We start from the raw sequence: 24210 nt of genomic DNA, 5'->3' as shown, positions 1-24210 counted from the left end.
AGTTGGGCGTGCGGAAGTTCATCAGTCTCTCGCGCATCACCCACTACACCCACATGTCCACCGTACCCGCCGCCAACGACGATCGGTTTACCCCAGAAAGCCCTGTTGCCATCACCCCCAGGCTGTACGGCCAAGCCCATGCCCTGGTCATCGCAGATGCAAACCCCTGGGTCCGCAGCGAGCTCGCCCTCGGCATTTTCCCGCATCTGCAGGGTCAGGCTCCCCGCGAAGCCCGCTCACCGTCGGAGGTACTGGCGCGCATTGCCGACCCGGCCTGCAAAGTGCTGGTCATCGACCCCTGCATGCCTACCATTGGCCAAAGCGATGGCATTCCCCTGCTGCGGCGCATCTGCTGCCTGCGCCGCGACCTGCTCATCCTGGTGCTGGCCGAGGACCCGCAGCGGCTGCTGCAGGACAGGGCTCTGCCGGGGCAGATCGAACACGTCCACGCCAAGACCGTCAGCCGTGCGTGGCTGTGGCGCTTCATCACCCCGGCGCTCGAGCAGCAGTTTCCTGACCTGCCCGCCTCCGCAGCACCCGGACGGCATGCGGCACCTCCCGGCAAAGGAGCCTAAGAAAATGCACACCGGATCTGATAATCCTGAAACAGGCCAGACGCCAGCGCGCACGATAAAAGACGCAGGTTTCTCCCTGATCGAGCTGATGGTGGTTACGGCAATCATCGCCGTTCTGGCCATGATAGGCCTGCCGCAGTACCACCTGTTTTCGACCAAAGCAAAAATTGCCGCTGGGCTTGCTGAAATCGCGCCAGCGAAGGCAGCACTGGAGCACTTGATTGCGGAAGGCGATGATTTCGATGAATCCAAGTTCGGAGGTCTGCCCTACAGACTTACCTACCTTGGGCTCCCGGCCAGTGGCACGAGCTGCTCAAACATTCTTCTCGCCAACTCCAACCCAAGTCCTTACAAGGAGGACTTCAGCATCGTATGCATCATCAGAAATGATGGAGGTACATTTGTGTATCTCATACGCGACCATACTACCGGCGCGTGGCGCTGCGAAGTTGCGGTCAAAAACGCTGCCGTTGTTCCCGCATCCTGCCAGCATTCTGACAGCATTGGCCCATAGGCGGGAACCTTCCACCATGGTCGGGCCCCGGTCTACAGGCTACCGAGCAATCGCAGGATGCAGCTCCGTAGCTTGTGCGGGCACCGGCGCGACAGCCACCGCCTGGAAACGCACGGCTTCGATGCTGTTGCCCAGCGCTTCCACGCGCACGATGCTTTCCTGCCCGGTGCGGCGATAGTGATCCCCGGCCCGCTCGACGGCGGTATCGAAGGCGGCAGCCCCCGAACCGAACGCTTCGGCGCTGCCCGCAGCGGGATCCAGCAGCGACCACTGGGCGGCACTGCATTTGACGGTAATGACCATGACGGACTCCTGTGGTGGAAGGCGCAGGGGCCAGAGGCCGTCTGCTGATGCCATCCACCCTAGTCAGCCGGTCAGGGGCGGCCTATCAGAAAAATAAGAAAAATCCGCACGGAGCTGTCAGAACGCTACCCCCATCACATCTATGAGTCCGTTTAGTGAAGGTTTTCCGTGACTCTTGTCACGAAGTCAGGCGCGCTTCACACTACCGTCACTAACAGGGGCCCCTTCCACATGCGCACCTCGCTTCCGCTGCAGCGTTCGACCTTGCTGAAGTTCTACTTCGTGGCCAGCTATCTGGTCCTGCTTGAGGAGCTGGTCCGCGCCAGCATCAGCTGAGCGCTTGTTGCCGGCGCGGAAGCAGCCGACACTGAGGCCTCCGGACCCGAGGCCATGCCGATGAAGATCGCCCTTCTGCCGGTGCTGCTGGTGCTGGCACTGAGCGCCTGCGCACAGCCCGAACCCGCGCCCGCCCGGGATGCCGCCGCCGCCGTGCCCGTGGTCGGCGGTGATCGCGACGCCCACGGCTGCATCGGTTCGGCCGGCTACCAATGGTGCCAGCGCAGCGGGCGCTGCGAGCGGCCATGGGAGTTGGCCCAGGCCCAGGGCCTGGCCAACACCGCCGAGGCCATTGATGCCTGGTGCGCGCTGCCGCCCACGCCCGCGCGGAAGTAGAATTCCCGGATGTCCGACCTCAGCCCCCTGCCCCGCCTCGAGCCGGGCCGTTACCGCCATTTCAAGGGCGGTCTGTACGAAGTGCTCGATATCGTGCGCAGCAGCGAAACCCTGCAACCGCAGGTGCTGTACCGCGCGCTCTACGGCGAAGGTGGCCTGTGGGTACGCCCGTACGCCATGTTCGTCGAGCAGGTGCCCGGCGAGCACGGCCCGCAGCCGCGCTTCGCCCGCATCGACGACTGATCCCCGCGTTCACGGCGCCCCGACGCGCGGGTCGCGCATGCTCGGCAACACCCCTCGAGCTCGTCGGCCAGCATGCGCCAGTGCATCGTTCTGTTCGGGCTTTCCATGGCCTGCCTGTCCGCACGGGCAGAGCCTCCGTCCGCCCCGCCCGCCTTTGATCGGCCCGGCCTCGGCTTCAGTACCGACACGGTAGGCCGTGGCGCCGTCGCGCTGGAGTTCGGGCTTCCTTCCTACCTGCGAGAAACCGACGCCGAGGGCGTGCGCAGTACGACCTTGTCCGGCGATGCCCTGCTGCGCACCGGCCTGGCGCCCGGCCTGGAACTGCAGGTATCGGGTACACCGTGGAATCGCCAGCGCCTGCGCGCGCCAGATGGCGAGGACACCCGCCTGCGCGGGGCGGGCGACAGCAGCGTCGGCGTGAAGTGGGCCGGCCCCGGCAGCAATGACCGGACCGCATGGGCGGTGCTGGCCACGGCCGTGGTGGCGCGCGGCGACGCAGCCTTCAGCGATGGCCGGCAATACGCACTTGCGGCGAGCGTGGAGCAGGCCCTGACCGACCGATGGAGCCTGGGGCTGTTTGCCGAGCATCAGCGCGGCGCGGGCCAACGCACGACCACGTGGGCGCCCAGCCTGTCGCTGCAGGCCACCCCGACGGTGTCCACCTATCTGGAAGCGGGCTTCTTCGACGTGAACGATGCGCCCGACCAGACGCTGGCGGGGGCCGGCCTGAGCTGGCAGGTGCGCCCGGGCGTCCAGCTGGATATCTCGTTCGACGTCGGCCTGGACGATGACAGCCCGGACCTGCAGATGGCCAGCGGCCTGTCGGTCTACCTGGACTGAACCGCGGCTGCGCTACAATCATACCGTCCAGTCGGTTTCCTTCACTTATGTCTGCATCCCCCGCCCTCACCCGCCGCAAGGCGCCCGAAGCCGTGCGCCAGGCCCTGCTCGACGCCACCGCCCGCGTGATCGGCGAGGGCGGGCTTGCTGCGCTGACCGTGCAGGACGTCGCCCGTGCCGCTGGCGTCAGCAAGGGCGCCCTGTTCCATCACTTCAGCAGCAAACAGGCGCTGCTGGACGCAACGCTGACCGCGCTGGTTTCTGCGTTCGAGCAGGATCTGCGCGCGCACATGCTGCAGGCGCCGCCCGGCCATGGCTGCTTCACCCGCGCCTACGTCGAGGTGAGCTTCAACCATCTGCTGCAGCAGACCCAGGACAACGATATCGGCCTGACCATGGCCAACCTGCTGGAACCGGCCATGCTGGCGCACTGGCGCGAATGGATGCGCGGCATGCTGGCCGAGTTCCCCGGCGAGGCCACCGACCCGCGACTCTACGCGGCGCGCTGCGCAGCCGATGGCTACTGGGCCACGGCCTATGGCCGCCCGCTGGATGAGGAAGAACGGCGCAATGCGCTGGCCATGGCGGGCGAAGCCCTGAAGCTGTGCATGCCCGGCTGACCTGGAGCCCGCGATGAATCCTTATGCCTGCCTGGCCGCCGCCATCGCGCTGGAGGTGATCGCCACCTCGCTGCTGAAAGCGTCCGAGGGGATGAGCCGGCTCGCGCCCACGCTGGGTGCGCTGGCCTGCTACGGCGTGTGCTTCTACCTGCTGGCGCTCACGATGAAATCGATCCCGACGGGCATCGCCTATGCGATCTGGTCCGGCGTGGGCATCGTGCTGATTTCGCTGATTGGCCTACTGGTGTTCAAGCAGCGCCTGGACACGCCGGCGCTGATCGGCATCGGCCTGATCTGCGCGGGTGTGCTGGTCATCAATCTGTTCTCGAAAAGCAGCGCGCACTGAGCGCGCTGCCGCCGGCCACCTGGGGCAGGCTGTCAGGCGACCTTCTTGGCCACGCTCCTGCCGATCAGGAACAGGATCACCGCGATGATGATGCCTGCCCAGAACAGGAACTTGGCGATGCCGACTGCGGTACCGGCGATGCCGCCGAAACCGAGCACACCGGCAATGAGGCCGATGACAGCAAAAATGATGGCCCACTTGATCATGTCGATCCTTTCCCCACAGGGACTAGTAACAGTGGGATCAGGTTAGGCAGGCGCCGATCCGGGTGCCGTGAGCGCGCCGCGCGCGCGGCGTGAACGTTCAGCGCGGGCGGAAGCGCAGCAGCGCGACAGCGAACGCGAGGAACACGCTGCCCACCAGCCGTTCGAACCAGCGCTGCGCGAAGGGCTTGGCCAGCCAGCGGCGCAGGCTGTGCCCACCCGCTGCATACATCACGTACCAGAACAGTTCGCAGGCGGCGAAGGTGGCCACCAGCACCGTGTACTGCAGGCCCTGCGCACGCGCGGGATCGACGAACTGCGGCAGGAATGCGGCGGCGAACAGCAGCAGCTTCGGGTTGCTCAGCCCCACCAGCAGGCCACCGCGGAAGACCGACCACGCACCGTGCACCGGCGCCAGCAGCGGCTCGCTTGCGGTGCCCGTCGCGACCGGACGGCAGCTGTCGCGCCAGGCCTTGATGCCCAGCCAGGCCAGGTAGGCCACGCCCAGGTAACGCAGCACTTCGAACAACATCGGCGAGGAGCGCAGCAACGCGCTCAGGCCAGCAGCCGAAGCGGCCAGCACCAGCAGCATGGCCAGCAGGCAGCCGGCCATGGCCGGCACGCTGCGGCGGAAACCCAGCCCGACGCTGCGGCCCAGGATATGCAGCATGTTCGGGCCCGGCGTGCCGCACAGCACGAAGACCGTGGCCAGGAACCACCACCAGGTATGCAGGGCCATTGTTGTTCTCGACGCGGGGGAGCCCACCAGCTTACGGGCTGGCGGCGTGCGGCGGTACGTACAGCGCGGGCCACGAATGACGGTTACAGAGGGCGCCCTGCACGCGGCCGCCGGTCTGTGCTGCAATGGCGGTTCCAGCATGGAGATACGCATGAAGACCCTGGGCCTGATCGGCGGCATGAGCTGGGAAAGCTCGGCGCAGTACTACCGCCTCATCAACGAGGATGTCCGCCAGCGGCTGGGGGGCGCGCATTCGGCGCAGCTGCTGCTGTGGTCGGTGGATTTCGCCCGCATCAAGCAGATGCAGCACGACGGCGATTGGGACGCGCTGGGCACGGAAATGATCGATGCCGCACGCCGCCTGCAGGCCGGTGGCGCCGACCTGCTGGTGGTCTGCACCAACACCATGCACAAGCTGGCCCCGCAGATGGAAGCCGCCTGCCCGCTGCCTCTGCTGCATATTGCCGACCCCACCGCCCAGGCGATCCTGCAGGCGGGCCTGCGTACGGTGGGCCTGCTCGGCACCGGCTTCACCATGGAAGAGGATTTCTACCGTGGGCGGCTGAGCGACCGTTTCGGGCTGGAGGTACTGGTGCCCGACGCCGACGACCGCCGCGACGTGCACGACATCATCTACCGCGAACTGATCGCAGGCGTGGTCAGCGACGCTTCGCGACAGGTGTACGTGGACGTGATCGCGCGACTGGTCGCCCGCGGCGCCGAGGCGATCATCCTGGGCTGCACCGAGATCATGCTGCTGGTGCGTGAGCAGGACAGCCCTGTGCCGCTGTTCGACACCACTACCCTGCACGCACGCGCCGCCGTGGATGCCGCACTGGCGTAGCGGTTTGTAGAGTCGAGCTTGCTCGACTGCTGTTGCTTTGCTCCGTAGAGTCGAGCTTGCTCGACTGCTGTTGCTTTGCTCCGTAGAGTCGAGCTTGCTCGACTGCTGTTGCGGACAGTCGAGCAAGCTCGACTCTACAAAGCGCGCTTCAGCCTTCGCGTATTTCCAGCGCGGTCACCAGCCACTCGACCACCGCCGGCGAATCGCACAGGAAGAACACGGCATCGCCACTGCGCGCCTCGCTGAGCAGGCGGTACACGCTGATGGCTGCGGCGGCCTGGTTGGCAATGAACACCTCGCCGCTTCGAGGCCCCTCAACCTGCCGCGACTCGCGCTGCAACGCCTGGCGCGCGGCAACGGTTTCGGCCGGCTCGGCCTCGCGGCTGAGATCCTCGCCACGCAGGCCCCATGAAACAAAGACGCGCTTTTCCTTGAACGTGGTGTCCAGGACGCGGACGCCGTCCGTGCCTGCGTCGGCCGAACGATGAATGACGGTACTGCTGATCAACGCAACCCCCTGTGGTCGTCGTGGTCCGCGCATCGTCCTGCACGCCCGCCGCAACCGCCGGTGGCGGGTGCGAGGAGAATGCCGATGCAATCGGATGTGCGCCGATGATAAGGGAAGTACCGCAGCGTATGGGCTGCGGGCCTGAACGCCCGGTATCGCACACCCTCGGTAGAGTCGAGCTTGCTCGACTGCGCCACTGCAACGCAGGTCGGACTGACTGCAACAGGACCTGGCTGGCGGCATTGCACGCCCCTCTTTGAGGCGGCCGTCGGCCTGCGCAACGCGTTGTGGCTGCAGACGAAGCCCGCCTACCGGCGGGCTTGGTGATTCGACAACTCAGACTGCCAGCGCCTCATGCACGGCATCTGGACGCAACGCCGCGATCTTCAGAAGCGTTTTTGCGGCGCCGGATGGCTCGCGACGACCCTGCTCCCAGTCTTGAAACGTACGTACCGATACGCCGAGCATTCCGGCAAACTGCGCCTGGGACATGCCAAGCCGCTGACGCGCCTCTGCAGCAATCGACACAGGCACCATATTCACAGCACCCACTTTGCCAGCCTTCACCGAGCGAACAGCCTCCAGCAGCTCTGCGCCAATATTTCGGCCAGCATCACGGGCTTCTCGTTCTTTCTTATTCATCGGCATGGCCAAGCTCCTCCGCCAGTTCGCGCAGGATGTGCGCGGGAATATCCTCTGTGGTGCCTTTTCCGTAAATGGTGAGTGCCACTACAGCTCCATTTGCCAAGCGCAGGGTATAGATCACTCTCACTCCTCCACGCTTGCCTCTGCCATCACCCGACCAACGCACCTTCCGACATCCACCAGAGCCTGGGATCACGTCCCCCGCCTGGGGTTCCGGCAATGTAGGCAACAAAATCGCTGTGCTGTTCGGCCGTCCAATAGTCGGGCCAATACCTGCTGAACAGTGGGGACTCGATCACGGTCAGTAGCAACATGTCACAACTATACGGCAGAGCCGTATAGATCACAAGTGCCTGCGGACCAACTTGTTCAGCCACAACGTCGCGCTCGCCATGCAGGACCTTGGCAGAGAGAGCCCCTGTGAGGACGCGGCCTGTCAGCTAGAGTCGAGCTTGCTCGACCGCCTCGAAGATGAGTCGAGCAAACTCGACCCTACAAACAACAAAAAAGCCCACGCATCGCTGCGCAGGCTTTCTGTTTCATCACAGTGGTCGGGACGGCCGGATTCGAACCGACGACCCTCTGCCCCCCAGGCAGATGCGCTACCAGGCTGCGCTACGCCCCGACTGATGCTGCGATGTACCCACCAGTGCGGCGGGCCGTGAAGTATAGCGGATTACGCGGGGTTTTGGATCACCGGCGAAGCAATTGCAGCACTTCTTCCAGCTCCATGCGTACCTGCTTGATGATCTGGTTGCTCAGCGCCGATTCCTCGCGCGCATCCGGACCATCCAGGCGCAGGCGCGCGCCACCGATGGTGTAACCCTGTTCGTACAGCAGGCTGCGGATCTGCCGCACCATCAGCACGTCGTGGCGCTGGTAGTAGCGGCGGTTGCCACGGCGCTTGGCCGGCTCAAGGCTGGGAAACTCGGTTTCCCAGTAGCGCAGCACGTGCGGCTTGACGTCGCACAGCTCGCTTACCTCACCAATGGTGAAGTAGCGCTTGGCCGGGATCGGCGGTAGTTCGCGGTTACTGCCCGGATCCAGCATAAGCTTCCACCCTCTCCTTGAGCTTCTGGCCCGGACGGAAGGTGACCACCGTACGGGCGGAAATCGGAATTTCCTCGCCGGTCTTGGGGTTGCGACCCGGGCGCTGGTTCTTGCGCCGGAGGTCGAAATTACCGAAGCCGGACAGCTTCACCTGACGTCCCTGTTCCAACGCTTCACGCAGCACATCGAAGAACGCGTCGACGAATTCCTTGGCTTCCCGCTTGTTCAGACCGACTTCGTCGAACAGCTTTTCCGCCATCTCCGCCTTGGTCAATGCCATTGCCTGCTACCCCTGAGTGCTTCCCGCTCAGCCGCGGATCCGGGCGTGGTGTTCACGCTCGATCGCAGTGACCGCCTCGGCCACCACCGCTTCCACGTCGCGGTCCGTCAGAGTGCGCGACTTGTCCTGCAAAATCAAGCCCATAGCGAGACTCTTGAACCCAGGCTCGACCCCCTGGCCGACGTAACGGTCGAACAGGTTCAGCTCGCGCAGCAGCGGGCCAGCGGCCTGCCGGATGGTCGCTGCCAGGTCGCTCCAGGCCACCTGTTCAGGCACCAGGAACGCCAGGTCGCGGCGCACTGCCGGGAAGCGCGACAGCTCGCCGGCACGCGGCAGCGCACGGGCGGACAGTGCCTCCAGGTCCAGCTCGAAGGCATAGACGTCAGCCTCGATGTCCATGGCCTTGGCCAGGCGCGGATGGATCTGGCCGATCCAGCCGATCACCACGCCATCGCGGTACACCTCGGCCGAACGGGCCGGATGGCCGAAGGCACGGGTGGAGGGGCGGAACTCGAGCACGGCACCGCTGGCGGCGGCCAACGATTCCAGGTCGCCCTTCAGGTCATGGAAATCGACCTTGCGGGTCGGCAGGCCCCACTGCACGGACTGCGCATCGCCACAGATGGCGGCCGCCACGCGCGGGGTTTCCAGCGGTGCCGGCCGGCTTTCGCCGGGTGACGTCTCGCCAGCCTGCTGGGCGAACACCCGGCCCACTTCGAACAGGCGCACGCGGGCCAGCTGGCGGGCGGCATTGCGGCCCAGGGTGGCGACCAGGCCCGGCAGCAGCGCCGGGCGCATGACCGCCAGCTCGGCCGACAGCGGGTTGGCCAGCGGCACCAGGTTGTCGCGCAGCTGCCACTGGGTCAGCAGCGCATCATCGACGAAGGCGAAATTCAGGGTTTCCTGCAGATCGCGGGCGATCAGCTGGCGGCGCACGCTGAGCACATCAAGCTGGGTCTCGGTCGGCATCGCCACGCGCGCCGCGCCACCCGGCAGGGTGGTCGGGATCTGCTCGTAGCCGTGGATGCGCGCCAGTTCTTCAATCAGGTCTTCTTCGATGGCGATATCGAAGCGACGGCTCGGCGCGGTCACCTGCCAGCCTTCGCCGGCAGCGGTCACGCCCATGCCCAGCGCGCGCAGGATGCGCTCGACCTCGGCGTCTTCGATGGTGATGCCGAGCACACGGGTGATGCGGGCACGACGCAGGGTGATCGTTGCCGCCTTCGGCAGATCGGCCTCGTTGACGGCCTCGGTGACCGGCGCCGGGGTACCGCCGGCCAGGTCCAGCACCAGGCGGGTGGCGTATTCGATGGCGGTGCGCGGCAGCGCCGGATCGACACCACGCTCGAAGCGGTGGCCGGCATCGGTGTGCAGGCCCAGCTTGCGGCCACGGCCCATGATGGCGGCCGGCGCGAAGTGCGCAGCCTCCAGGAACACGGCGGCGGTGTCATCGGTGACGCGGGTATCGAAGCCGCCCATCAGGCCGGCCAGGCCGACGGCACGGTCGGCGTCGGTCACCACCAGGAAGCTGTCGTCCAGCACCGCATCGCGGCCGTCCAGCAGCTTGATCGCTTCGCCGGCGCGCGAACGGCGCACGGCGATGCTGCCCTGCAGGGTGCCCAGGTCATAGGCGTGCATCGGCTGGCCCAGTTCCAGCATCACGTACTGGGTGATGTCGACCAGCAGCGACACCGGGCGCACGCCGCTGCGGCGCAGGCGCTCGGCCATCCACAGCGGGGTCTTGGCGGCGGCGTTGACGCCCTCGATGACACGACCCAGGTAGCGCGGCGCTTCGGCGCCGGCGTCGAGCTGGATGGACAGCTCGCGGCTGCCGACCGCCGCAATGGCATCGGCGGCGAAATCCAGCACTTCGCTGCGGGTGGCGGCGGCCACGTCGTAGGCGATGCCGCGCACGCTGAAGCAGTCGGCGCGGTTGGGGGTCAGCTTGATCTCGATGCTGGCGTCGGGCAGGCCGAGGTATTCGACCAGGGTCTGGCCAACCGGCGCATCATCAGGCAGTTCCAGCAGGCCCGAGGCATCGGTGTCCAGGCCCAGTTCCTTGGCCGAGCACAGCATGCCGTTGGATTCGACGCCGCGCAGCTTGGCCGGCTTGATCTTCAGATCGCCGATCTGCGCGCCGACCATGGCCAGCGGCGCGACCAGGCCCGGGCGCGCGTTCGGCGCACCGCAGACGATCTGCAGCAGTTCGCCCTGCCCTGCATCGACCTTGCACACCTGCAGGCGGTCGGCTTCGGGATGGCGCACGGCCTCGACGATGCGTGCCACGACCACGTGCTGCAGGCCGTTGCCGAGCGCGGTCACTTCTTCCACTTCCAGGCCGATGGCGGTGAGCACCGCGCTCAGTTCATCGCGCGTGGCGGAGGTTGGGACGTGGCTGCGCAGCCAGTTTTCGGAGAATTTCATGGTGTCACCCTGGTGGGCCCGGCGCATGCGCCTGGGCCTGCGTTGTTGAGTCCGCCGGGCATGGCCCGGCGCTACCTGGTCCGTTACGCGAACTGCTTCAGGAACCGCACGTCGTTCTCGAAGAACGCGCGCAGGTCGTTGACGCCGTAACGCAGCATCGCGAAGCGCTCCACGCCCAGCCCGAAGGCGAAGCCGGTGTAGCGCTCCGGATCGATGCCGACGTTGCGCAGCACGTTCGGGTGGACCATGCCGCAGCCGAGCACTTCCAGCCAGCGGGTGCTGCCGTCGGGCTGCTGCCAGGCAATGTCCACTTCCGCGCCGGGTTCGACGAACGGGAAGTAGCTGGGGCGGAAGCGCATTTCGAAATCGCGCTCGAAGAACGCACGCACGAACTCGGCCAGCGTGCCCTTCAGGTCGGCGAAGGTGGAATGCTCATCCACCAGCAGGCCTTCAACCTGGTGGAACATCGGCGAATGGGTCTGGTCGCTGTCGCTGCGGTACACCTTGCCGGCGGCGATCATGCGCAGCGGCGGCTGGTGCTCGCCCATGTAGCGCACCTGCACACCGGAGGTATGCGTGCGCAGCAGGCGGCCGTCGCCGAAATAGAAGGTGTCGTGCATGGCACGCGCCGGGTGGTGCGGCGGGAAGTTCAGCGCTTCGAAGTTGTGCCAGTCGTCCTCGATCTCCGGACCCTCGGACAGCTCATAGCCCAACCGGCCGAAGATGCCGGTGATGCGTTCCAGGGTGCGGGTGATGGGGTGCAGGCCGGCGCGGTCGCCGTTGCGGCCCGGCAGGGTGATGTCGATCGCTTCGGCGGCCAGGCGCGCATCCAGTGCGGCGTTTTCCAGCACGGCCTTGCGCTCGCCCAGCGCGCTGGACAGCGCGTCACGGGCCTGGTTGATGGCTTCACCCGCGACCTTGCGCTCGTCGGCCGGCAGGGTGCCGAGCTGCTTGAGCTGGGCGGTGATGCTGCCGCTCTTGCCGAGCAGGGCCACGCGCAGCTGTTCCAGCGTGTCGGGGCTCTGTGCGGCGGCCACATCGGCCAGCGCCTGGGTGGTGAGGGATTGGATGTCGCTCATGGGGGGCCGGAACTCCAGTCGGTCTGCCATCGCGATGCGCGAAGGGCCGACCCCTGTCGCCACCGCCGGTCCCCGCACCGCGCGCCTGCGGCGTTGCCGGGACCCAAAAAAGAATGGGGAAGGACTTGCGCCCTTCCCCATGCATTGCCTCTACCTGACACCGTTCCCGTTGAACGGCAACGGCATCGGGAAGGACTTATGCCGCCAGTGCGCCCTTGGCCTTTTCGGCCAGTGCAGCAAAACCAGCTGCGTCGTGCACGGCGATATCAGCCAGGACCTTGCGGTCCAGGGTGATGCCGGCCTTCAGCAGGCCGTTCATGAAGCGGCTGTAGCTCAGGCCGTTGATGCGGGCAGCCGCATTGATACGGGTGATCCACAGCGAACGGAAGTTGCGCTTCTTCTGCTTACGGCCGATGTAGGCGTACTGCTGTGCCTTGATGACCGCCTGCTTGGCGACGCGGAAGACCTTGCGACGGGCATTGTAGTAGCCCTTCGCCAGATCAAGGATTTTCTTGTGGCGGCGACGCGCCTGTACGCCACGCTTAACTCGTGCCATTTTTCAGTTCCTCAGAGGTAAGGGAGCATGCGGTCCAGACGGCCTGCGTCTTCTGCACGGACATGGCCCGTCTGACGCAGATTACGCTTACGCTTGGTCGCTTTCTTCGTGAGGATGTGGCTACGGTTGGCGTGGCCGCACTTGTACTTGCCCGAGGCGGTCTTGCGGAAACGCTTGGCCGCTGCCCGGTTGGTCTTGATCTTGGGCATTGCAATGTCCTTGATGGGATATGACCCTGGTTTCTGACTGATCTGGCGGCGGCCTGGGCCGCTCTTTCCGTCCTGCCATGATCGGCGTACGACCCGTCCTGGGTGGGTCGAGCCGGGCATGATACAGGCAAAACCGCCCTGCCACCAGCCCCTGCGACCCTTTCCGGCATGAATTACCGGGTTACCGCAAAAGCAAAGGGACGCCCGTGGCGTCCCTTTACCCTGAACCATTCAGCCAGGCGCCCCGGAAGGCGGCCCGTCAGGCCTCAGGTCTTCTTCTTCGGCGCGATCATCATGACCATCTGACGCCCTTCCAGGCGCGGACGGGATTCGATGACGATGTCCTCGCCCAGATCGGTCTCGATCCGGTTGGCCATCTCGCGACCCAGTTCCTGGTGGCTCATTTCACGGCCACGGAAGCGGATGTTGACCTTGATCTTGTCGCCTTCCTCAAGGAAACCGCGCATCTTGCGCAGCTTGATCTGGTAGTCGCCCTCGTCCGTGACCGGACGGAACTTCACTTCCTTGATCTCGACCTGCTTGGTCTTCTTCTTGGCCTCGCTGGCCTTCTTCTGCGCTTCGAACTTGAACTTGCCGAAATCCATGATCTTGCAGACCGGCGGATCGGCCTGCGGCTGGATTTCAACCAGGTCCAGGCCTTCATCTTCGGCCATGGACAGCGCTTCGTCGCGCGACAACACGCCGATCATTTCTCCGTCACTGCCGATCACGCGGACGCGCGGCACACGGATTTCCTGATTCTTGCGGTTCTGTTTGTTGTCAGGGGTGCTGATATTACGTTCTCCCAAGGGTATCGAACCGGTCCGGGTGCCTGTGCGCCCGGACCGGACCTTTGCTTACGCGCCCTCGGCCTGGAGCCGCTCGATGAAGGCCTGCAGGCTCATGCTGCCCAGGTCTTCGCCAGAACGCGTACGCACCGCCACAGCTCCATTTTCCTTCTCGCGGTCACCGATGACCAGCAGGTAAGGCACGCGCTGCAACGTATGCTCGCGGATTTTATAGCCGATCTTCTCGTTACGCAAATCCGAGCTGACGCGGAAGCCTTGCTCCGCAAGGGTCTTGGTCACGCTGGAGACGTATTCAGCCTGAGCGTCGGTGATGTTGGCCACCACCACCTGGGTCGGCGCCAGCCAGGCCGGGAACTGGCCAGCGTGGTGCTCGATCAGGATGCCGAGGAAGCGCTCCATCGAGCCGACGATGGCCCGGTGCAGCATGACCGGATGCTTCTTCTGGCTGTTTTCGTCCACGTACTCGGCGCCCAGGCGGCCCGGCATCATGAAGTCGACCTGCATGGTGCCCAGCTGCCAGGTACGGCCGATGGCGTCCTTCAGGTGGTACTCGATCTTCGGGCCGTAGAAGGCGCCCTCGCCCGGCAGCTCCTGCCATTCCACGCCACAGGCGGTCAGCGCCGAGCGCAGCGCGCCTTCGGCCTTGTCCCAGGTGGCGTCGTCACCCAGGCGCGATTCCGGGCGCAGGGCGATCTTGATCTGGATCTCGTCGAAACCGAAGTGCTGGTAGACCGCCAGCGCCTGCTGGTGGAACGCGGTCACTTCCGATTCGATCTGGTTCTCGGTGCAGAACACATGGCCATCGTCCTGGGTGAAACCACGCACGCGCAGGATGCCGTGCAGCGCGCCGGACGGCTCGTTGCGGTGGCAGGAACCGAACTCACCGTAGCGGATCGGCAGGTCGCGGTAGCTGTGCAGGCCCTGGTTGAACACCTGGACATGGCCCGGGCAGTTCATCGGCTTGACCGCGTAGGTGCGCTTCTCCGATTCGGTGAAGAACATGTTGTCCTGGTAGTTGTCCCAGTGGCCGGACTTCTTCCACAGGCTCACGTCCAGGATCTGCGGGCAGCGCACTTCGCCGTAGCCGCTGCTGCGGTAGACCTTGCGCATGTACTGCTCGACCACCTGCCACAGCGCCCAGCCCTTGGGGTGCCAGAACACCAGGCCCGGGGCCTCTTCCTGCAGGTGGAACAGGTCCTGCTGCTTGCCGATGCGGCGGTGGTCGCGCATTTCGGCTTCTTCGATGCGCTTGATGTACGCCTCGAGCTGCTTCTTGTCGGCCCAGGCGGTGCCGTAGATGCGCTGCAGCTGTTCGTTCTGCGCATCACCACGCCAGTAGGCGCCGGAAATGCGGGTGAGCTTGAAGGCCTTCAGGAAGCGCGTGTTCGGCACGTGCGGACCGCGGCACATGTCCACGTATTCCTGGTGGTAGTACATGCCCATCGCCTGGATGTCGTCGGACATGTCCTCGATCAGGCGCAGCTTGTAGTCCTCGCCACGGGCCTTGAAGATCTCGACCACTTCAGCGCGCGGCGTCACCTTCTTGATGACGTCGTAGTCCTGGGCGATCAGCTCGCCCATGCGCTTCTCGATGGCGGCCATGTCTTCCGGCGTGAACGGGCGCTCGGAATAGATGTCGTAGTAGAAGCCTTCGGCGATGACCGGACCGATCACCATCTTCACGTCGGGGTACAGCTGCTTGACGGCATGGCCGACCAGGTGGGCGCAGGAGTGGCGGATGATTTCCACGCCCTCCTCGTCCTTGGCGGTAATGATGCGCAGGCGGGCATCGTGGTCGATGACGTCGCTGGCATCGACCAGCACGCCATCGACCGAACCGGCGATGGTGGCCTTGGCCAGGCCGGCGCCGATCGACTGGGCGACGTCCATGACGCTGACGGGGTTTTCGAATTCGCGGCGGCTGCCGTCGGGAAGGGTGATATTGATCATCGCAATGGCTTCGTGCGGGGCCCGCTCGGGCGGGCTGGAAAGCGTTCCGGGCGGTGCCCGGGCAATAAAAAAGCGCCGCGAGGGCGCCTGGAAACACAGGGCCTTCGGGGGCAGGTCAGCGGTGGGCGGTGGTAGTGCTCATGTCGCACGCTCGGCCGGCGCTGGGCGCGGGCCACCTTGTTCCAGTCAGGGTTCTGCGTCGATCTTAAACCAGCGCGCGGCAAAGCCCAAGCCAGCCGGGCCAATGCCGTGCCAGGGCGGCTGAATGGCGGCCGCTGGCGGGGCCAGATGGCAATGATTACCATACGCAGGCGTTTCTCACTTGCGTGTGGCGCGCCCCTTCCCGGCCCTGGATCCGCCCATGTCTACGCAGTCGCTGCCGGTTCGTGCCGGCCTGTTCCGTGCCCCGCTGTCCACCCTGGCGCTTGCGCTGGCCGCAGCCCTGTCCGGCGCGCTTCCCACCCTGGCCCAAGCCGATGAAGCGCGCACGCTGGACACCGTGCAGGTGACCGCCCCCATCGCCACCGAAAGCGGCAGCGCGACCAAGACCGACACCCCGCTGCGCGAGATTCCGCAGTCGATCTCGGTCATCACCGACCGGCAGATGCGCGACCGTGGGATCCACGGCGTGGAGGAAGCGGTGTGGTATACCGCCGGTGCCCAGGGCGGCCAGTACGGCGAGGACACCCGCAGCGACTGGCTGCTGGTGCGCGGCTTCAAGCCGGCCCGCTACCTCGATGGCCTGGCCACGGCGGAAGGCACCTGGACCGGCGAATCGCGCATCGAGCCGTATGGCCTGGAGCGCATCGACGTGCTGAAGGGCCCGGCCTCGGTCAACTACGGCGCGATGCCGCCGGGCGGCCTGGTCAATTTCGTCAGCAAGCGCCCCAGCGCCAACCCGCTGCAGGAAGTGGAACTGCAGGTCGGCAACTACGGCCTGAAGCAGGCCGCCTTCGACATCGGCGGCGCGCTCAACGACAGCGGCAGCGTGCTGTACCGCCTGGTCGGCCTGGCCCGCAACAGCGACAACGTCATCGACCAGGTCCATGACGACCGCTACTACCTCGCCCCGTCCATCACCTGGACCCCGGACGAGGCCAATTCGCTGACCGTGCTGGCCCGCTACCAGAAGAACGACACGGTCGAGACCGGCGGCTTCCTGCCCTACCAGGGCACGGTGGTGCCCGGTGCCAACGGCCGCTACATCTCCCGCCACTTCTTCAGCGGCGAGCCGGGGGTGAACGACTACACCAAGGAAGCCGCGTCGCTGGGCTATGAGTTCCGCCACGATTTCGGCGACGGCACCGTGTTCAACCAGAACGTGCGCTACAGCTGGGCCGAAGTGGATGCCAGCCACGGCAGCCTGGGCCTGTTCGGCCTGGCCGCGCCGGACAGCACCGAGCTGGTGCGCTACTACTACCCGCGCATGGACACCTCCGAGAGCGTGGCCATCGACAACAACCTGACGTTCCGCTTCCACAGCGGCCGCGTCGAGCACACCGTGCTGGCCGGGCTGGACTACCGCCGCGCGCGCAACGACTACGCCTCGGCCTTCCTGTTCGGCGCGCCCAGCATCGATGCCTACAACCCGGTATACGGCGCGCCCGTGCAGGTGCCCGACTACACCTCGCGGCAGGTGCAGACCCAGGGCACGCTGGGCCTGTACCTGCAGGACCAGATCCGCATCGACCGCTGGCTGGTGACCCTGGCCGGCCGCCAGGACTGGGTCGGCACCGATACCGAACAGCGCATCGGCGGCACCGGCACCGCCCACCAGAGCGATGACCAGTTCTCCGGCCGGGTCGGCGTGAACTACCTGTTCGACAACGGGGTCAGCCCCTACGTCAGCTGGTCGCAGTCGTTCCAGACCACCATCGGCACCGATTTCGAAGGCCGCGCCTTCGTGCCGACCACCGGCGAGCAGTTCGAGGCCGGCGTGAAGTACCAGCCTGAAGGCGGCCGCCTGCTGCTGACCGCCGCTGCCTACCAGATCGAACAGGACAACACGCTCACCGTCGACCCGCAGCACACCCTGTTCTCGATCCAGCAGGGCCAGACCCGCGTGCGCGGCGCCGAGCTGGAAGGCCGCTGGAACATCGGCCAGGGCCTGAGCGTGTATGGCAGCTACACCCGCCTGGACGCCAAGGTCCGCCGCAGCACCGATGCCGCTTCGCTGGGCAAGCGGGTGGCGCTGGTGCCGAAGGAAAGCGCCTCGCTCGGCGCCGACTACACCTTCACCGCCGGCGCGCTGAGCGGCTTCGGCTTCGGTGCGGGCGTGCGCTACAACGGCGGCATCTACGGCGACATCTACAACGACTGGTACACCCCGTCGTTCACCCTGATCGACGCCAGCGTGCATTACGACCGTGGCCCGTGGCGCCTGCAGGTGAACGCCGCCAACGCGGCCGACAAGAAGTACGTGTCGGCCTGCAACAGCGCGACGTGGTGCTACTACGGCTACCCGCGCACCGTCACCGCCAGCCTGCGTTACCAGTGGTGAGCCGACGATGATCACCGTGGGCCTGTCCACGCTGGGCTTCTGCAGCCTGGCCATGCTGTCGGCGATGTTTTCCGCCCTGGCGTTCTACGCGGCATCGCCGCACTGCCGCTGGCCACGCCTGCGCCGTGCCGGCCGCCTGGGCCGGCAGATCGGCATGGTCGCGGCGGTCGCATCGCTGTGGCTGTGGATGGCCGAACTGGGCGTTGCCGCCGGCCTGGTGGCGATGCTGTGCACCTGGATGCTGGTGGCCCTGCTGCTGCCGGCACTGGCGGCCTGGCACCGTCCGGCCACGGACCTCCCCGGCAGAGGCCCGCGCTGATGTGGATGCGCGCCCTGTCGGGCATCTTCGCTGGCTTCTTCCTTGCCGCCGCTGCCACCGGCCTGCTGACCTGGCTGCCGCCGGGGCCGTGGCCGAGCGCGGTGGTGCCGGCCCTGATCGCCTTCGTCCCGCTGTGGATGCTGGCGGCGCTGTGGGCCTTCAGTTTCCGCACGGTGGCGCGCGCCTGGCTGGTGCCCGCCGCCTGTGCCGCCGGCGGCTTCGCCGCGCTGTGGCTGCTGCGCCTGAGCGGCGCGGTGCAATGAGAACGACCGCATGAAATTCAGTTCGCAGACCCTGCGTACCTTCACCACCCTGCACACCTGGGTCGGCCTGGTGGCCGGCTTCGGCCTGTTCGTGGCGTTCTATGCCGGTGCCCTCACCCTGTTCCACCACGACCTGCCGATGTGGCAGACGCCGGGCGCGGCCAGCGTGCTGCCGGCCGGGCTGGATGATGCGCAGTACCTGCTGGACGACGTGCTGGCCAAACACCCGGAGGCACGCCGCCATGTCGGCATGACCTTCCCCGGCGCCGAGCACCCGCAGCCGCTGGCCTACTGGCAAGGGGCCGACGGCGGCTGGCGCTATGCCTGGCCCGGCCAGACCGGCGGCAGCCCGACGCCGCCGCAGGCCGGCCTGGCCGAGCTGGTCAACGAGCTGCACTACAGCCTGGGCCTGCCGGTGGCCGGCATCTACGTGATGGGCATCGTCAGCCTGCTGTACGGCATGGCCCTGCTCAGCGGCGTGGTCATCCACCTGCCCAAGCTGCTGGGTGACCTGTTCGCGCTGCGCCCGGGCCGCAACCTCAAGCAGATGTGGCAGGACGCGCACAACGTGATCGGCGTGCTCAGCCTGCCGTTCCACCTGATGTTCGCGGTGACCGGCGCCCTGCTCTGCCTGGTGTTCATCCAGATCGCCCTGCTCAACCCGCTCATCTTCGAAGGCAAGGCCATGCAGGTGGTGCCGGCGGCGATGGACACCGCGCCGGTGCGCGAGGCCGCAGGCGTGCCGGCCGCACCGGGCAGCCTGCGCGAGCTGCACGCACGCGCCCTGGAAGTGGCGCGCGCACAGGGCGTTGCCGATTTCGAACCGGCCTACCTGAAGCTGGCCAATGGCGCAGATGCCAACGCCACCATCGAGATCACCGGCGAATCCAGCGGCACCCTCGGCCCGCTCGGCTCGGTGGCGCTGGATGTGGCCAGTGGCCGCGTGCTGGCCAGCCAGCTGCCCGGCCATCGCGACGCGAACCACGCCACGCTCAGCGCGGCGTACGCCCTGCACTTCGGCGAGTTCGGCAACGGCGTGGTGGTCTGGCTGTACTTCCTGCTGGGGCTGGGCGGCGCCTTCCTGTTCTACTCGGGCAACCTGCTGTGGATCGAATCGCGGCGCAAGCGCCGGCAGCCGCAGCAGCCGCGTTCGGGGGTGAACATGGCGCGGGCAACGGTGGGCGTGTGCATCGGCCTGTGCGTGGCGATTTCGGTGGCGTTCGTCACCGCGCTGGTGCTCGAACGCGTGGCCCCGGCCGCGGTGGACCACGGCATCCGCTGGGCCTGCTTCGGCACCTGGGCGGCGTGCGCGCTGTGGGCGGCCCTGCGCCGGCCGGCGCAGGCCGCGCGTGAACTGCTGTGGGCCGCAGCCATCAGCACCGCCTTGGTGCCGGTGATGCATGGCGCACTCAACGGCGACTGGCCGTGGCTGGCCGCCGCGCGCGGGCTGTGGCCGCTGTTCTGGATCGACGTGGTGGCTCTGGCGATGGCGTTCGGCTTTGCGCGGCTGGCGGTGGCCAGCCAGCGCCGTGCCCGTGATGGCGACCCCAACAGCGTGTGGGCCAATTGAGGCACCCGCCGGGCATGGCCCGGCGCTACCGGTACGCACCGCCCCGGTAGAGTCGAGCTTGCTCGACTGCTGTTGATTTCGCGCCGAAGGCAGTCGAGCAAGCTCGACTCTACAAAGGCGTGGTCAATCGCCGACGCGGGCCTTGTGCCACGGCGCCAGCATGGCGTTGAGCAGGCTGGCCTGCTCGTCATCGCCGGTCAGCTCCCACATGAACACGCCGGCCAGGCCCTGCTCGCGGGCGAACTGCGCACGCAGGCCGATGGAACGCGGGTCTTCGTAGCTGATGAAGATCTTCTCGGCCGCGTTGTACAGCCAAGGGCTCTGCGCCTGCGGCTGCCAGTGTTTCGTCCAGCCCGGCTGGTCCAGGTAACGGGCCTTGATCACCCGCCAGTCGCCGGCATCGGCCGGTGCGCTGTAGGCCTGGTACACCCCATCAGGCGCCTCGCCGGTCACCTTGAAGCCACGCCCGTAGAACGGCACGCCCAGCACCAGCTTGTCGGCCGGCACGCCATGGTCGCGGTAGTACTGCACCGCACCGGCCACGTTGTTCCAGCGCCGCAGCTCCGGCGCCAACGGGTCGGCCGCCACCTCATGCAGCGGCGCATTGAAGGTGGACACCGCCGAGAAGCCGGTGCCCATGTCGTAGCTCATCAGGTTGATGAAATCGAGCACATTGGCCAGCGCCGGCAGGTCATAGCTGGCGGCCGGATCATACGGGCCATCGGTCTGCAGGCGGCCGGCTGCGAGGGCGGCGGTCAGCAGCATCGGCTGGCCACGCTTGCGGCCGCGCGCATCCAGCGCCACGCGGAACGCCTGCGCGAGCCGGGTCATGTTCGCGCGGTCCTGCGGGCGATGGGCCAGCTCCTTCGGGCCGCCACTGACCGGGAATTCCCAGTCGATGTCCACGCCATCGAAGCTGCCCGCGTACTGGTCGAAGAACAGCGCCATGCACGAATCGACCAGGCGCTTGCGGCTGGCCTCGGTCAGCGCGGCATCGGAAAAGCCACCTGCGCCCCAGCCGCCGATGGAGATCAGCGTGCGCAGGTGCGGGTGCGCCTTCTTCAGCTCGGCCAGCGCAGCGAAGTTGTCCGCCGCTTCGGCGCCGACCGTGCAGCGCCCGGCGTCGATGGTGGAGAACGCATAGAACAGGTGGGTGAGGCGATCGGCTGGAATACGCGACACCGGGTAGCGCTCGGCCGATCCACCGGGGTAGTAGGCACCGTAGATCCGCGGCTGCGCCGCGTGGCTGGCGACAGGAACGGCGGCGGCGATCAGCAGGGCAAGCCCGGCCAAGGTCTGGCGCAACATGGAAACTCCCGGTAGGTAGAGACGAGCGTGCTCGACTCTACGAAAGGCGCGGAATCGCAGGCAAAGAAAAAGCGGGCCGAAGCCCGCTTTTTCATTTCGGCGAAAGCCTGAGGACCAACGGTCCTCACCTACCGTCATCGACCAGAGGTCGATTACTCGGCGCTGGCGCCTTCGCCTTCTTCCACGGCCTTCATCGACAGGCGGATACGGCCCTGCTTGTCGACTTCCAGGACCTTGACCTTGACCACATCGCCTTCCTTCAGCACGTCGCCGACCTTCTCGACGCGGTCGCTGGAGATCTGCGACACGTGGACCAGACCGTCCTTGCCCGGCAGGATCGTGACGAACGCACCGAAGTCCATGATCTTGGCGACCTTGCCTTCGTAGATGCGGCCCGGCTCGACGTCCGAGGTGATCTGCTCGATGCGGGCCTTGGCGGCCTGGGCAGCGATGGCATTGACCGAAGCGATGACGATGGTGCCGTCATCCTGGATGTCGATCTGGGTGCCGGTTTCCTTGGTGATGGCCTGGATGGTCGAGCCACCCTTGCCGATCACTTCACGGATCTTGTCCGGGTGGATCTTGATGGTCAGCAGGCGCGGCGCGTAGTCCGACAGCTCTTCACGCGGAGCGGTCAGGCCGTGGGCCATTTCGCCCAGGATGTGCAGACGGCCAGCCTTGGCCTGCTGCAGAGCCTGCTTCATGATCTCTTCGGTGATGCCTTCGATCTTGATGTCCATCTGCAGGGCGGAGATGCCCTCAGCGGTACCGGCAACCTTGAAGTCCATGTCGCCCAGGTGATCTTCGTCACCCAGGATGTCGGACAGGACGACGAAGCGATCGCCTTCCTTGACCAGGCCCATGGCGATACCGGCAACCGGTGCCTTCACCGGCACGCCGGCGTCCATCAGGGCCAGCGACGAACCGCAGACCGAGGCCATCGACGAGGAGCCGTTCGACTCGGTGATTTCCGAGACGACGCGGATGGTGTACGGGAAGGATTCCAGCGACGGCATGACAGCCAGCACGCCGCGCTTGGCGAGGCGACCGTGGCCGATTTCGCGGCGCTTCGGGCCCATCATGCGGCCGGTCTCACCCACCGAGTAGGGGGGGAAGTTGTAGTGGAACAGGAAGTTTTCCTTGTACTCACCGGAGACGGCATCGATGACCTGGCCATCACGGGCGGTGCCCAGGGTGATGGTCACGATGGCCTGCGTTTCACCGCGGGTGAACAGCGAGGAACCGTGGGTACGCGGCAGGATGCCGGTCTGCACGGCGATCGGGCGGACGGTGTCCAGCGCACGGCCGTCGATGCGGACCTTGGTGTCCAGCACCGAGTTGCGCATGGTGCTGTATTCCAGCTCGCCGAATTCCTTCGACAGCTCGGCCGGGTTCCAGCCCTCAGCGGCCACGCGGCCAGCCAGGGTTTCGACCACGTCCTTCTTGATCGCCGAGATGGCGTCACGGCGCTGCAGCTTGTCGCGCACCTGGAAGGCTTCGCCCAGGCGCGGGCCGATGGCTTCCTGCAGGGCGCTGATCAGCACGTCGTTCTTGGCCGGGGCCACCCAGGTCGACGGCTTGGTGCCGGCTTCCACGGTCAGCTCGTTGATCGCGTTGATGACCTTCTGCATTTCGCGGTGACCGAAGGTCACGGCGCCCAGCATCACGTCTTCGGACAGCAGTGCGGCTTCGGATTCAACCATCAGCACGGCGTTGGCGGTACCGGCAACGACCAGCTCCAGCTCCGAATCCTTCAGTTCCGACACGGTCGGGTTGAGGATGTACTCGCCGTTCTTGTAGCCGACCTTGGCGGCGGCGATCGGACCCTTGAACGGGGTACCGGCCAGCGACAGGGCAGCCGAGGCACCGATCAGCGCCGGGATGTCACCATCGATTTCCGGGTTCAGCGACATCACCGTGGCGATGATCTGGACTTCGTTCTTGTAGTCTTCCGGGAACAGCGGACGGATCGGACGGTCGATCAGACGCGAGATCAGGGTTTCCTTCTCGGTCGCGCGGCCTTCGCGCTTGAAGAAGCCACCCGGGATACGGCCACCTGCGTAGAACTTCTCCTGATAGTCACAGGTCAGGGGGAAGAAATCCTGGCCTTCGCGCGCGCTCTTGGCGGCAACGGCGGAGACCAGCAGCACGGTGTCGTCGAACTTGACGATGACGGCGCCACCGGCCTGACGGGCGATTTCGCCGGTTTCAAGCGTGACGGTGTGCTTGCCGTACTGGAAGGTTTTGGTGATTTTTGCCACGGAGGGTGTCCTTGGGGATGCTGTCTGCGAGTTTGGACCGTCGGCGACCCTTGCCGCCTGCGGGTGACCGGATCGTTCCGGTCTGAATCGGTATTTCGATGCTACAAAACAAAACCGCGGCGCATCGCTGCGCCGCGGGGGATTCTTTGCTTAGCGACGCAGGCCAAGCTTTTCGATCAGGGCCTTGTAACGCTCGACGTCCTTCTTCTTCAGGTAGTCGAGCAGGCTGCGACGGCGGTTGACCATCTGCAGCAGGCCGCGGCGGCTGTGGTGGTCCTTCTTGTGGGTCTTGAAGTGGCCGGTCAGCAGTTCGATGCGGGCGGTCAGCAGGGCAACCTGGACTTCCGGGGAGCCGGTGTCAGCCGAGCTGCGCTTGTTGTCTTCAATGACCTTCTGGGTGTCGATCGACATTTTCTTTTTCTCTGTGATGCGTGGCCGGCAGGAACGCGCTTCGCGCACCGCCAGGCTCGCCGTGGACTACGAGGATGAAACCTGCGCGAGGCAGGTTGCCGGAAAACGGCCGCGAAATTGTAACGGTCAGGGGCTCCGGGAACAAGGACCGGGGCTGAACCGCCCTCCC

Annotated in this window: 29 protein-coding genes and 1 tRNA gene; 12 read left to right on the top strand and 18 right to left on the bottom strand. The window is 66.2% G+C overall.

Going from position 1 to position 24210, the window contains the following annotated elements; genetic code table 11:
• Positions 1-8 precede the first annotated feature (8 nt).
• The gene (locus tag QMZ26_RS18000; RefSeq protein WP_283222237.1) at positions 9-575 is read left to right on the top strand and encodes a hypothetical protein; all 567 of its coding nucleotides are present in this window, start codon (positions 9-11) and stop codon (positions 573-575) included.
• 4 nt (positions 576-579) lie between these two features.
• Positions 580-1089 (top strand): pilin, encoded by a 510-nt coding sequence (locus tag QMZ26_RS17995; protein ID WP_283222236.1) that lies wholly within the window; start codon positions 580-582, stop codon positions 1087-1089.
• A 39-nt stretch (positions 1090-1128) separates the two neighbouring features.
• Here the strand turns inward: QMZ26_RS17995 and QMZ26_RS17990 are convergent, their stop codons facing one another.
• Positions 1129-1392, bottom strand: a complete 264-nt coding sequence (locus QMZ26_RS17990) for a hypothetical protein (RefSeq protein ID WP_283222235.1) — start codon at positions 1390-1392, stop codon at positions 1129-1131.
• 396 nt (positions 1393-1788) lie between these two features.
• Between QMZ26_RS17990 and QMZ26_RS17985 the strand changes: the two genes are divergently transcribed.
• From QMZ26_RS17985 to QMZ26_RS17965, 5 genes are all read left to right on the top strand, one after another.
• Positions 1789-2064, top strand: coding sequence for a hypothetical protein (locus QMZ26_RS17985; protein ID WP_200733605.1), 276 nt, complete (start codon positions 1789-1791; stop codon positions 2062-2064).
• 9 nt (positions 2065-2073) lie between these two features.
• Positions 2074-2307: a DUF1653 domain-containing protein gene (locus tag QMZ26_RS17980; RefSeq protein ID WP_200733604.1), complete on the top strand. Its 234-nt coding sequence runs from the start codon at positions 2074-2076 to the stop codon at positions 2305-2307.
• A 72-nt stretch (positions 2308-2379) separates the two neighbouring features.
• On the top strand, positions 2380-3147 hold the full coding sequence (locus tag QMZ26_RS17975; protein WP_345782694.1) for a transporter: 768 nt from the start codon (positions 2380-2382) through the stop codon (positions 3145-3147).
• Positions 3148-3194: 47 nt separating this feature from the next.
• Complete coding sequence (locus tag QMZ26_RS17970) at positions 3195-3767, top strand: TetR/AcrR family transcriptional regulator (RefSeq protein WP_283222234.1); 573 nt, start codon at positions 3195-3197, stop codon at positions 3765-3767.
• Positions 3768-3780: 13 nt separating this feature from the next.
• Positions 3781-4113, top strand: a complete 333-nt coding sequence (locus tag QMZ26_RS17965; RefSeq protein ID WP_283222233.1) for an SMR family transporter — start codon at positions 3781-3783, stop codon at positions 4111-4113.
• 32 nt (positions 4114-4145) lie between these two features.
• Here the strand turns inward: QMZ26_RS17965 and QMZ26_RS17960 are convergent, their stop codons facing one another.
• Together QMZ26_RS17960 and QMZ26_RS17955 are read right to left on the bottom strand one after the other, a co-directional pair.
• Positions 4146-4319, bottom strand: a complete 174-nt coding sequence (locus QMZ26_RS17960) for a DUF1328 domain-containing protein (protein WP_108747071.1) — start codon at positions 4317-4319, stop codon at positions 4146-4148.
• 97 nt (positions 4320-4416) lie between these two features.
• Entirely contained in the window at positions 4417-5055 is a 639-nt protein-coding gene (locus QMZ26_RS17955) for a LysE family translocator (RefSeq protein ID WP_283222232.1), read from the bottom strand.
• Between the two features lie 151 nt (positions 5056-5206).
• Here QMZ26_RS17955 and QMZ26_RS17950 point away from each other — a divergent pair, with 151 nt between their 5' ends.
• Positions 5207-5899 carry an aspartate/glutamate racemase family protein gene (locus QMZ26_RS17950; RefSeq protein ID WP_283222231.1) on the top strand — a complete coding sequence of 231 codons (693 nt, stop codon included), beginning with the start codon at positions 5207-5209 and terminating at the stop codon, positions 5897-5899.
• Between the two features lie 148 nt (positions 5900-6047).
• On the opposite strand, the gene QMZ26_RS17945 is transcribed toward QMZ26_RS17950, so the two are convergent.
• The 12 genes from QMZ26_RS17945 to thrS form a co-directional block, all read right to left on the bottom strand.
• Complete coding sequence (locus QMZ26_RS17945) at positions 6048-6440, bottom strand: hypothetical protein (protein ID WP_108747073.1); 393 nt, start codon at positions 6438-6440, stop codon at positions 6048-6050.
• Positions 6441-6743: 303 nt separating this feature from the next.
• Positions 6744-7055 carry a helix-turn-helix domain-containing protein gene (locus tag QMZ26_RS17940; RefSeq protein WP_079222584.1) on the bottom strand — a complete coding sequence of 104 codons (312 nt, stop codon included), beginning with the start codon at positions 7053-7055 and terminating at the stop codon, positions 6744-6746.
• A complete protein-coding gene (locus QMZ26_RS17935) occupies positions 7042-7173 on the bottom strand; it encodes a hypothetical protein (protein ID WP_283222230.1) in 132 nt (43 codons plus the stop codon). The genes QMZ26_RS17940 and QMZ26_RS17935 overlap by 14 nt, the downstream gene beginning before the upstream one ends.
• 427 nt (positions 7174-7600) lie before the next feature.
• A tRNA-Pro gene (locus tag QMZ26_RS17930) sits at positions 7601-7677 on the bottom strand.
• A 68-nt stretch (positions 7678-7745) separates the two neighbouring features.
• Entirely contained in the window at positions 7746-8102 is a 357-nt protein-coding gene (locus QMZ26_RS17925; RefSeq protein WP_005410431.1) for a MerR family transcriptional regulator, read from the bottom strand.
• Positions 8083-8382, bottom strand: coding sequence for an integration host factor subunit alpha (locus QMZ26_RS17920; protein WP_005410432.1), 300 nt, complete (start codon positions 8380-8382; stop codon positions 8083-8085). The genes QMZ26_RS17925 and QMZ26_RS17920 overlap by 20 nt, the downstream gene beginning before the upstream one ends.
• Positions 8383-8409: 27 nt before the next feature.
• Positions 8410-10806, bottom strand: coding sequence for a phenylalanine--tRNA ligase subunit beta (gene pheT / locus QMZ26_RS17915; protein WP_283222229.1), 2397 nt, complete (start codon positions 10804-10806; stop codon positions 8410-8412).
• 83 nt (positions 10807-10889) lie between these two features.
• Positions 10890-11885, bottom strand: coding sequence for a phenylalanine--tRNA ligase subunit alpha (pheS, locus tag QMZ26_RS17910; protein ID WP_283222228.1), 996 nt, complete (start codon positions 11883-11885; stop codon positions 10890-10892).
• Between the two features lie 196 nt (positions 11886-12081).
• A complete protein-coding gene (rplT, locus tag QMZ26_RS17905; protein ID WP_005410435.1) occupies positions 12082-12441 on the bottom strand; it encodes a 50S ribosomal protein L20 in 360 nt (119 codons plus the stop codon).
• 11 nt (positions 12442-12452) lie between these two features.
• Complete coding sequence (gene rpmI, locus QMZ26_RS17900) at positions 12453-12650, bottom strand: 50S ribosomal protein L35 (protein WP_005410436.1); 198 nt, start codon at positions 12648-12650, stop codon at positions 12453-12455.
• Positions 12651-12916: 266 nt separating this feature from the next.
• Positions 12917-13444, bottom strand: a complete 528-nt coding sequence (infC, locus tag QMZ26_RS17895; RefSeq protein WP_075076340.1) for a translation initiation factor IF-3 — start codon at positions 13442-13444, stop codon at positions 12917-12919.
• A gap of 63 nt (positions 13445-13507) precedes the next feature.
• Complete coding sequence (thrS, locus tag QMZ26_RS17890; protein ID WP_283222227.1) at positions 13508-15409, bottom strand: threonine--tRNA ligase; 1902 nt, start codon at positions 15407-15409, stop codon at positions 13508-13510.
• Between the two features lie 361 nt (positions 15410-15770).
• Between thrS and QMZ26_RS17885 the strand changes: the two genes are divergently transcribed.
• The 4 genes from QMZ26_RS17885 to QMZ26_RS17870 are packed head-to-tail and all read left to right on the top strand — an operon-like array spanning position 15771 to position 20061.
• Positions 15771-17909 carry a TonB-dependent siderophore receptor gene (locus QMZ26_RS17885; protein WP_283222226.1) on the top strand — a complete coding sequence of 713 codons (2139 nt, stop codon included), beginning with the start codon at positions 15771-15773 and terminating at the stop codon, positions 17907-17909.
• A gap of 7 nt (positions 17910-17916) precedes the next feature.
• A complete protein-coding gene (locus tag QMZ26_RS17880; RefSeq protein ID WP_108747078.1) occupies positions 17917-18228 on the top strand; it encodes a hypothetical protein in 312 nt (103 codons plus the stop codon).
• Positions 18228-18491, top strand: coding sequence for a hypothetical protein (locus QMZ26_RS17875; protein ID WP_108758148.1), 264 nt, complete (start codon positions 18228-18230; stop codon positions 18489-18491). Before QMZ26_RS17880 ends, QMZ26_RS17875 begins: the two co-directional genes overlap by 1 nt.
• A gap of 10 nt (positions 18492-18501) precedes the next feature.
• The gene (locus tag QMZ26_RS17870; RefSeq protein WP_079222590.1) at positions 18502-20061 is read left to right on the top strand and encodes a PepSY-associated TM helix domain-containing protein; all 1560 of its coding nucleotides are present in this window, start codon (positions 18502-18504) and stop codon (positions 20059-20061) included.
• Between the two features lie 123 nt (positions 20062-20184).
• Here QMZ26_RS17870 and QMZ26_RS17865 read toward each other — a convergent pair whose 3' ends face one another.
• The 3 genes from QMZ26_RS17865 to rpsO form a co-directional block, all read right to left on the bottom strand.
• Positions 20185-21369, bottom strand: a complete 1185-nt coding sequence (locus tag QMZ26_RS17865; RefSeq protein ID WP_283222225.1) for a glycoside hydrolase family 18 protein — start codon at positions 21367-21369, stop codon at positions 20185-20187.
• A gap of 152 nt (positions 21370-21521) precedes the next feature.
• Complete coding sequence (gene pnp, locus QMZ26_RS17860) at positions 21522-23630, bottom strand: polyribonucleotide nucleotidyltransferase (RefSeq protein WP_283222224.1); 2109 nt, start codon at positions 23628-23630, stop codon at positions 21522-21524.
• 150 nt (positions 23631-23780) lie between these two features.
• A complete protein-coding gene (gene rpsO / locus QMZ26_RS17855) occupies positions 23781-24041 on the bottom strand; it encodes a 30S ribosomal protein S15 (RefSeq protein ID WP_005410445.1) in 261 nt (86 codons plus the stop codon).
• Positions 24042-24210: the final 169 nt, after the last annotated feature.

It is taken from the genome of Stenotrophomonas sp. PFBMAA-4, assembly GCF_030053215.1.
In the GTDB taxonomy this organism is placed as follows: Bacteria; Pseudomonadota; Gammaproteobacteria; order Xanthomonadales; family Xanthomonadaceae; genus Stenotrophomonas.
The sequence above is the reverse complement of the archived record's forward strand: the minus strand, read 5'-3'. Positions and strand labels throughout refer to the sequence as shown.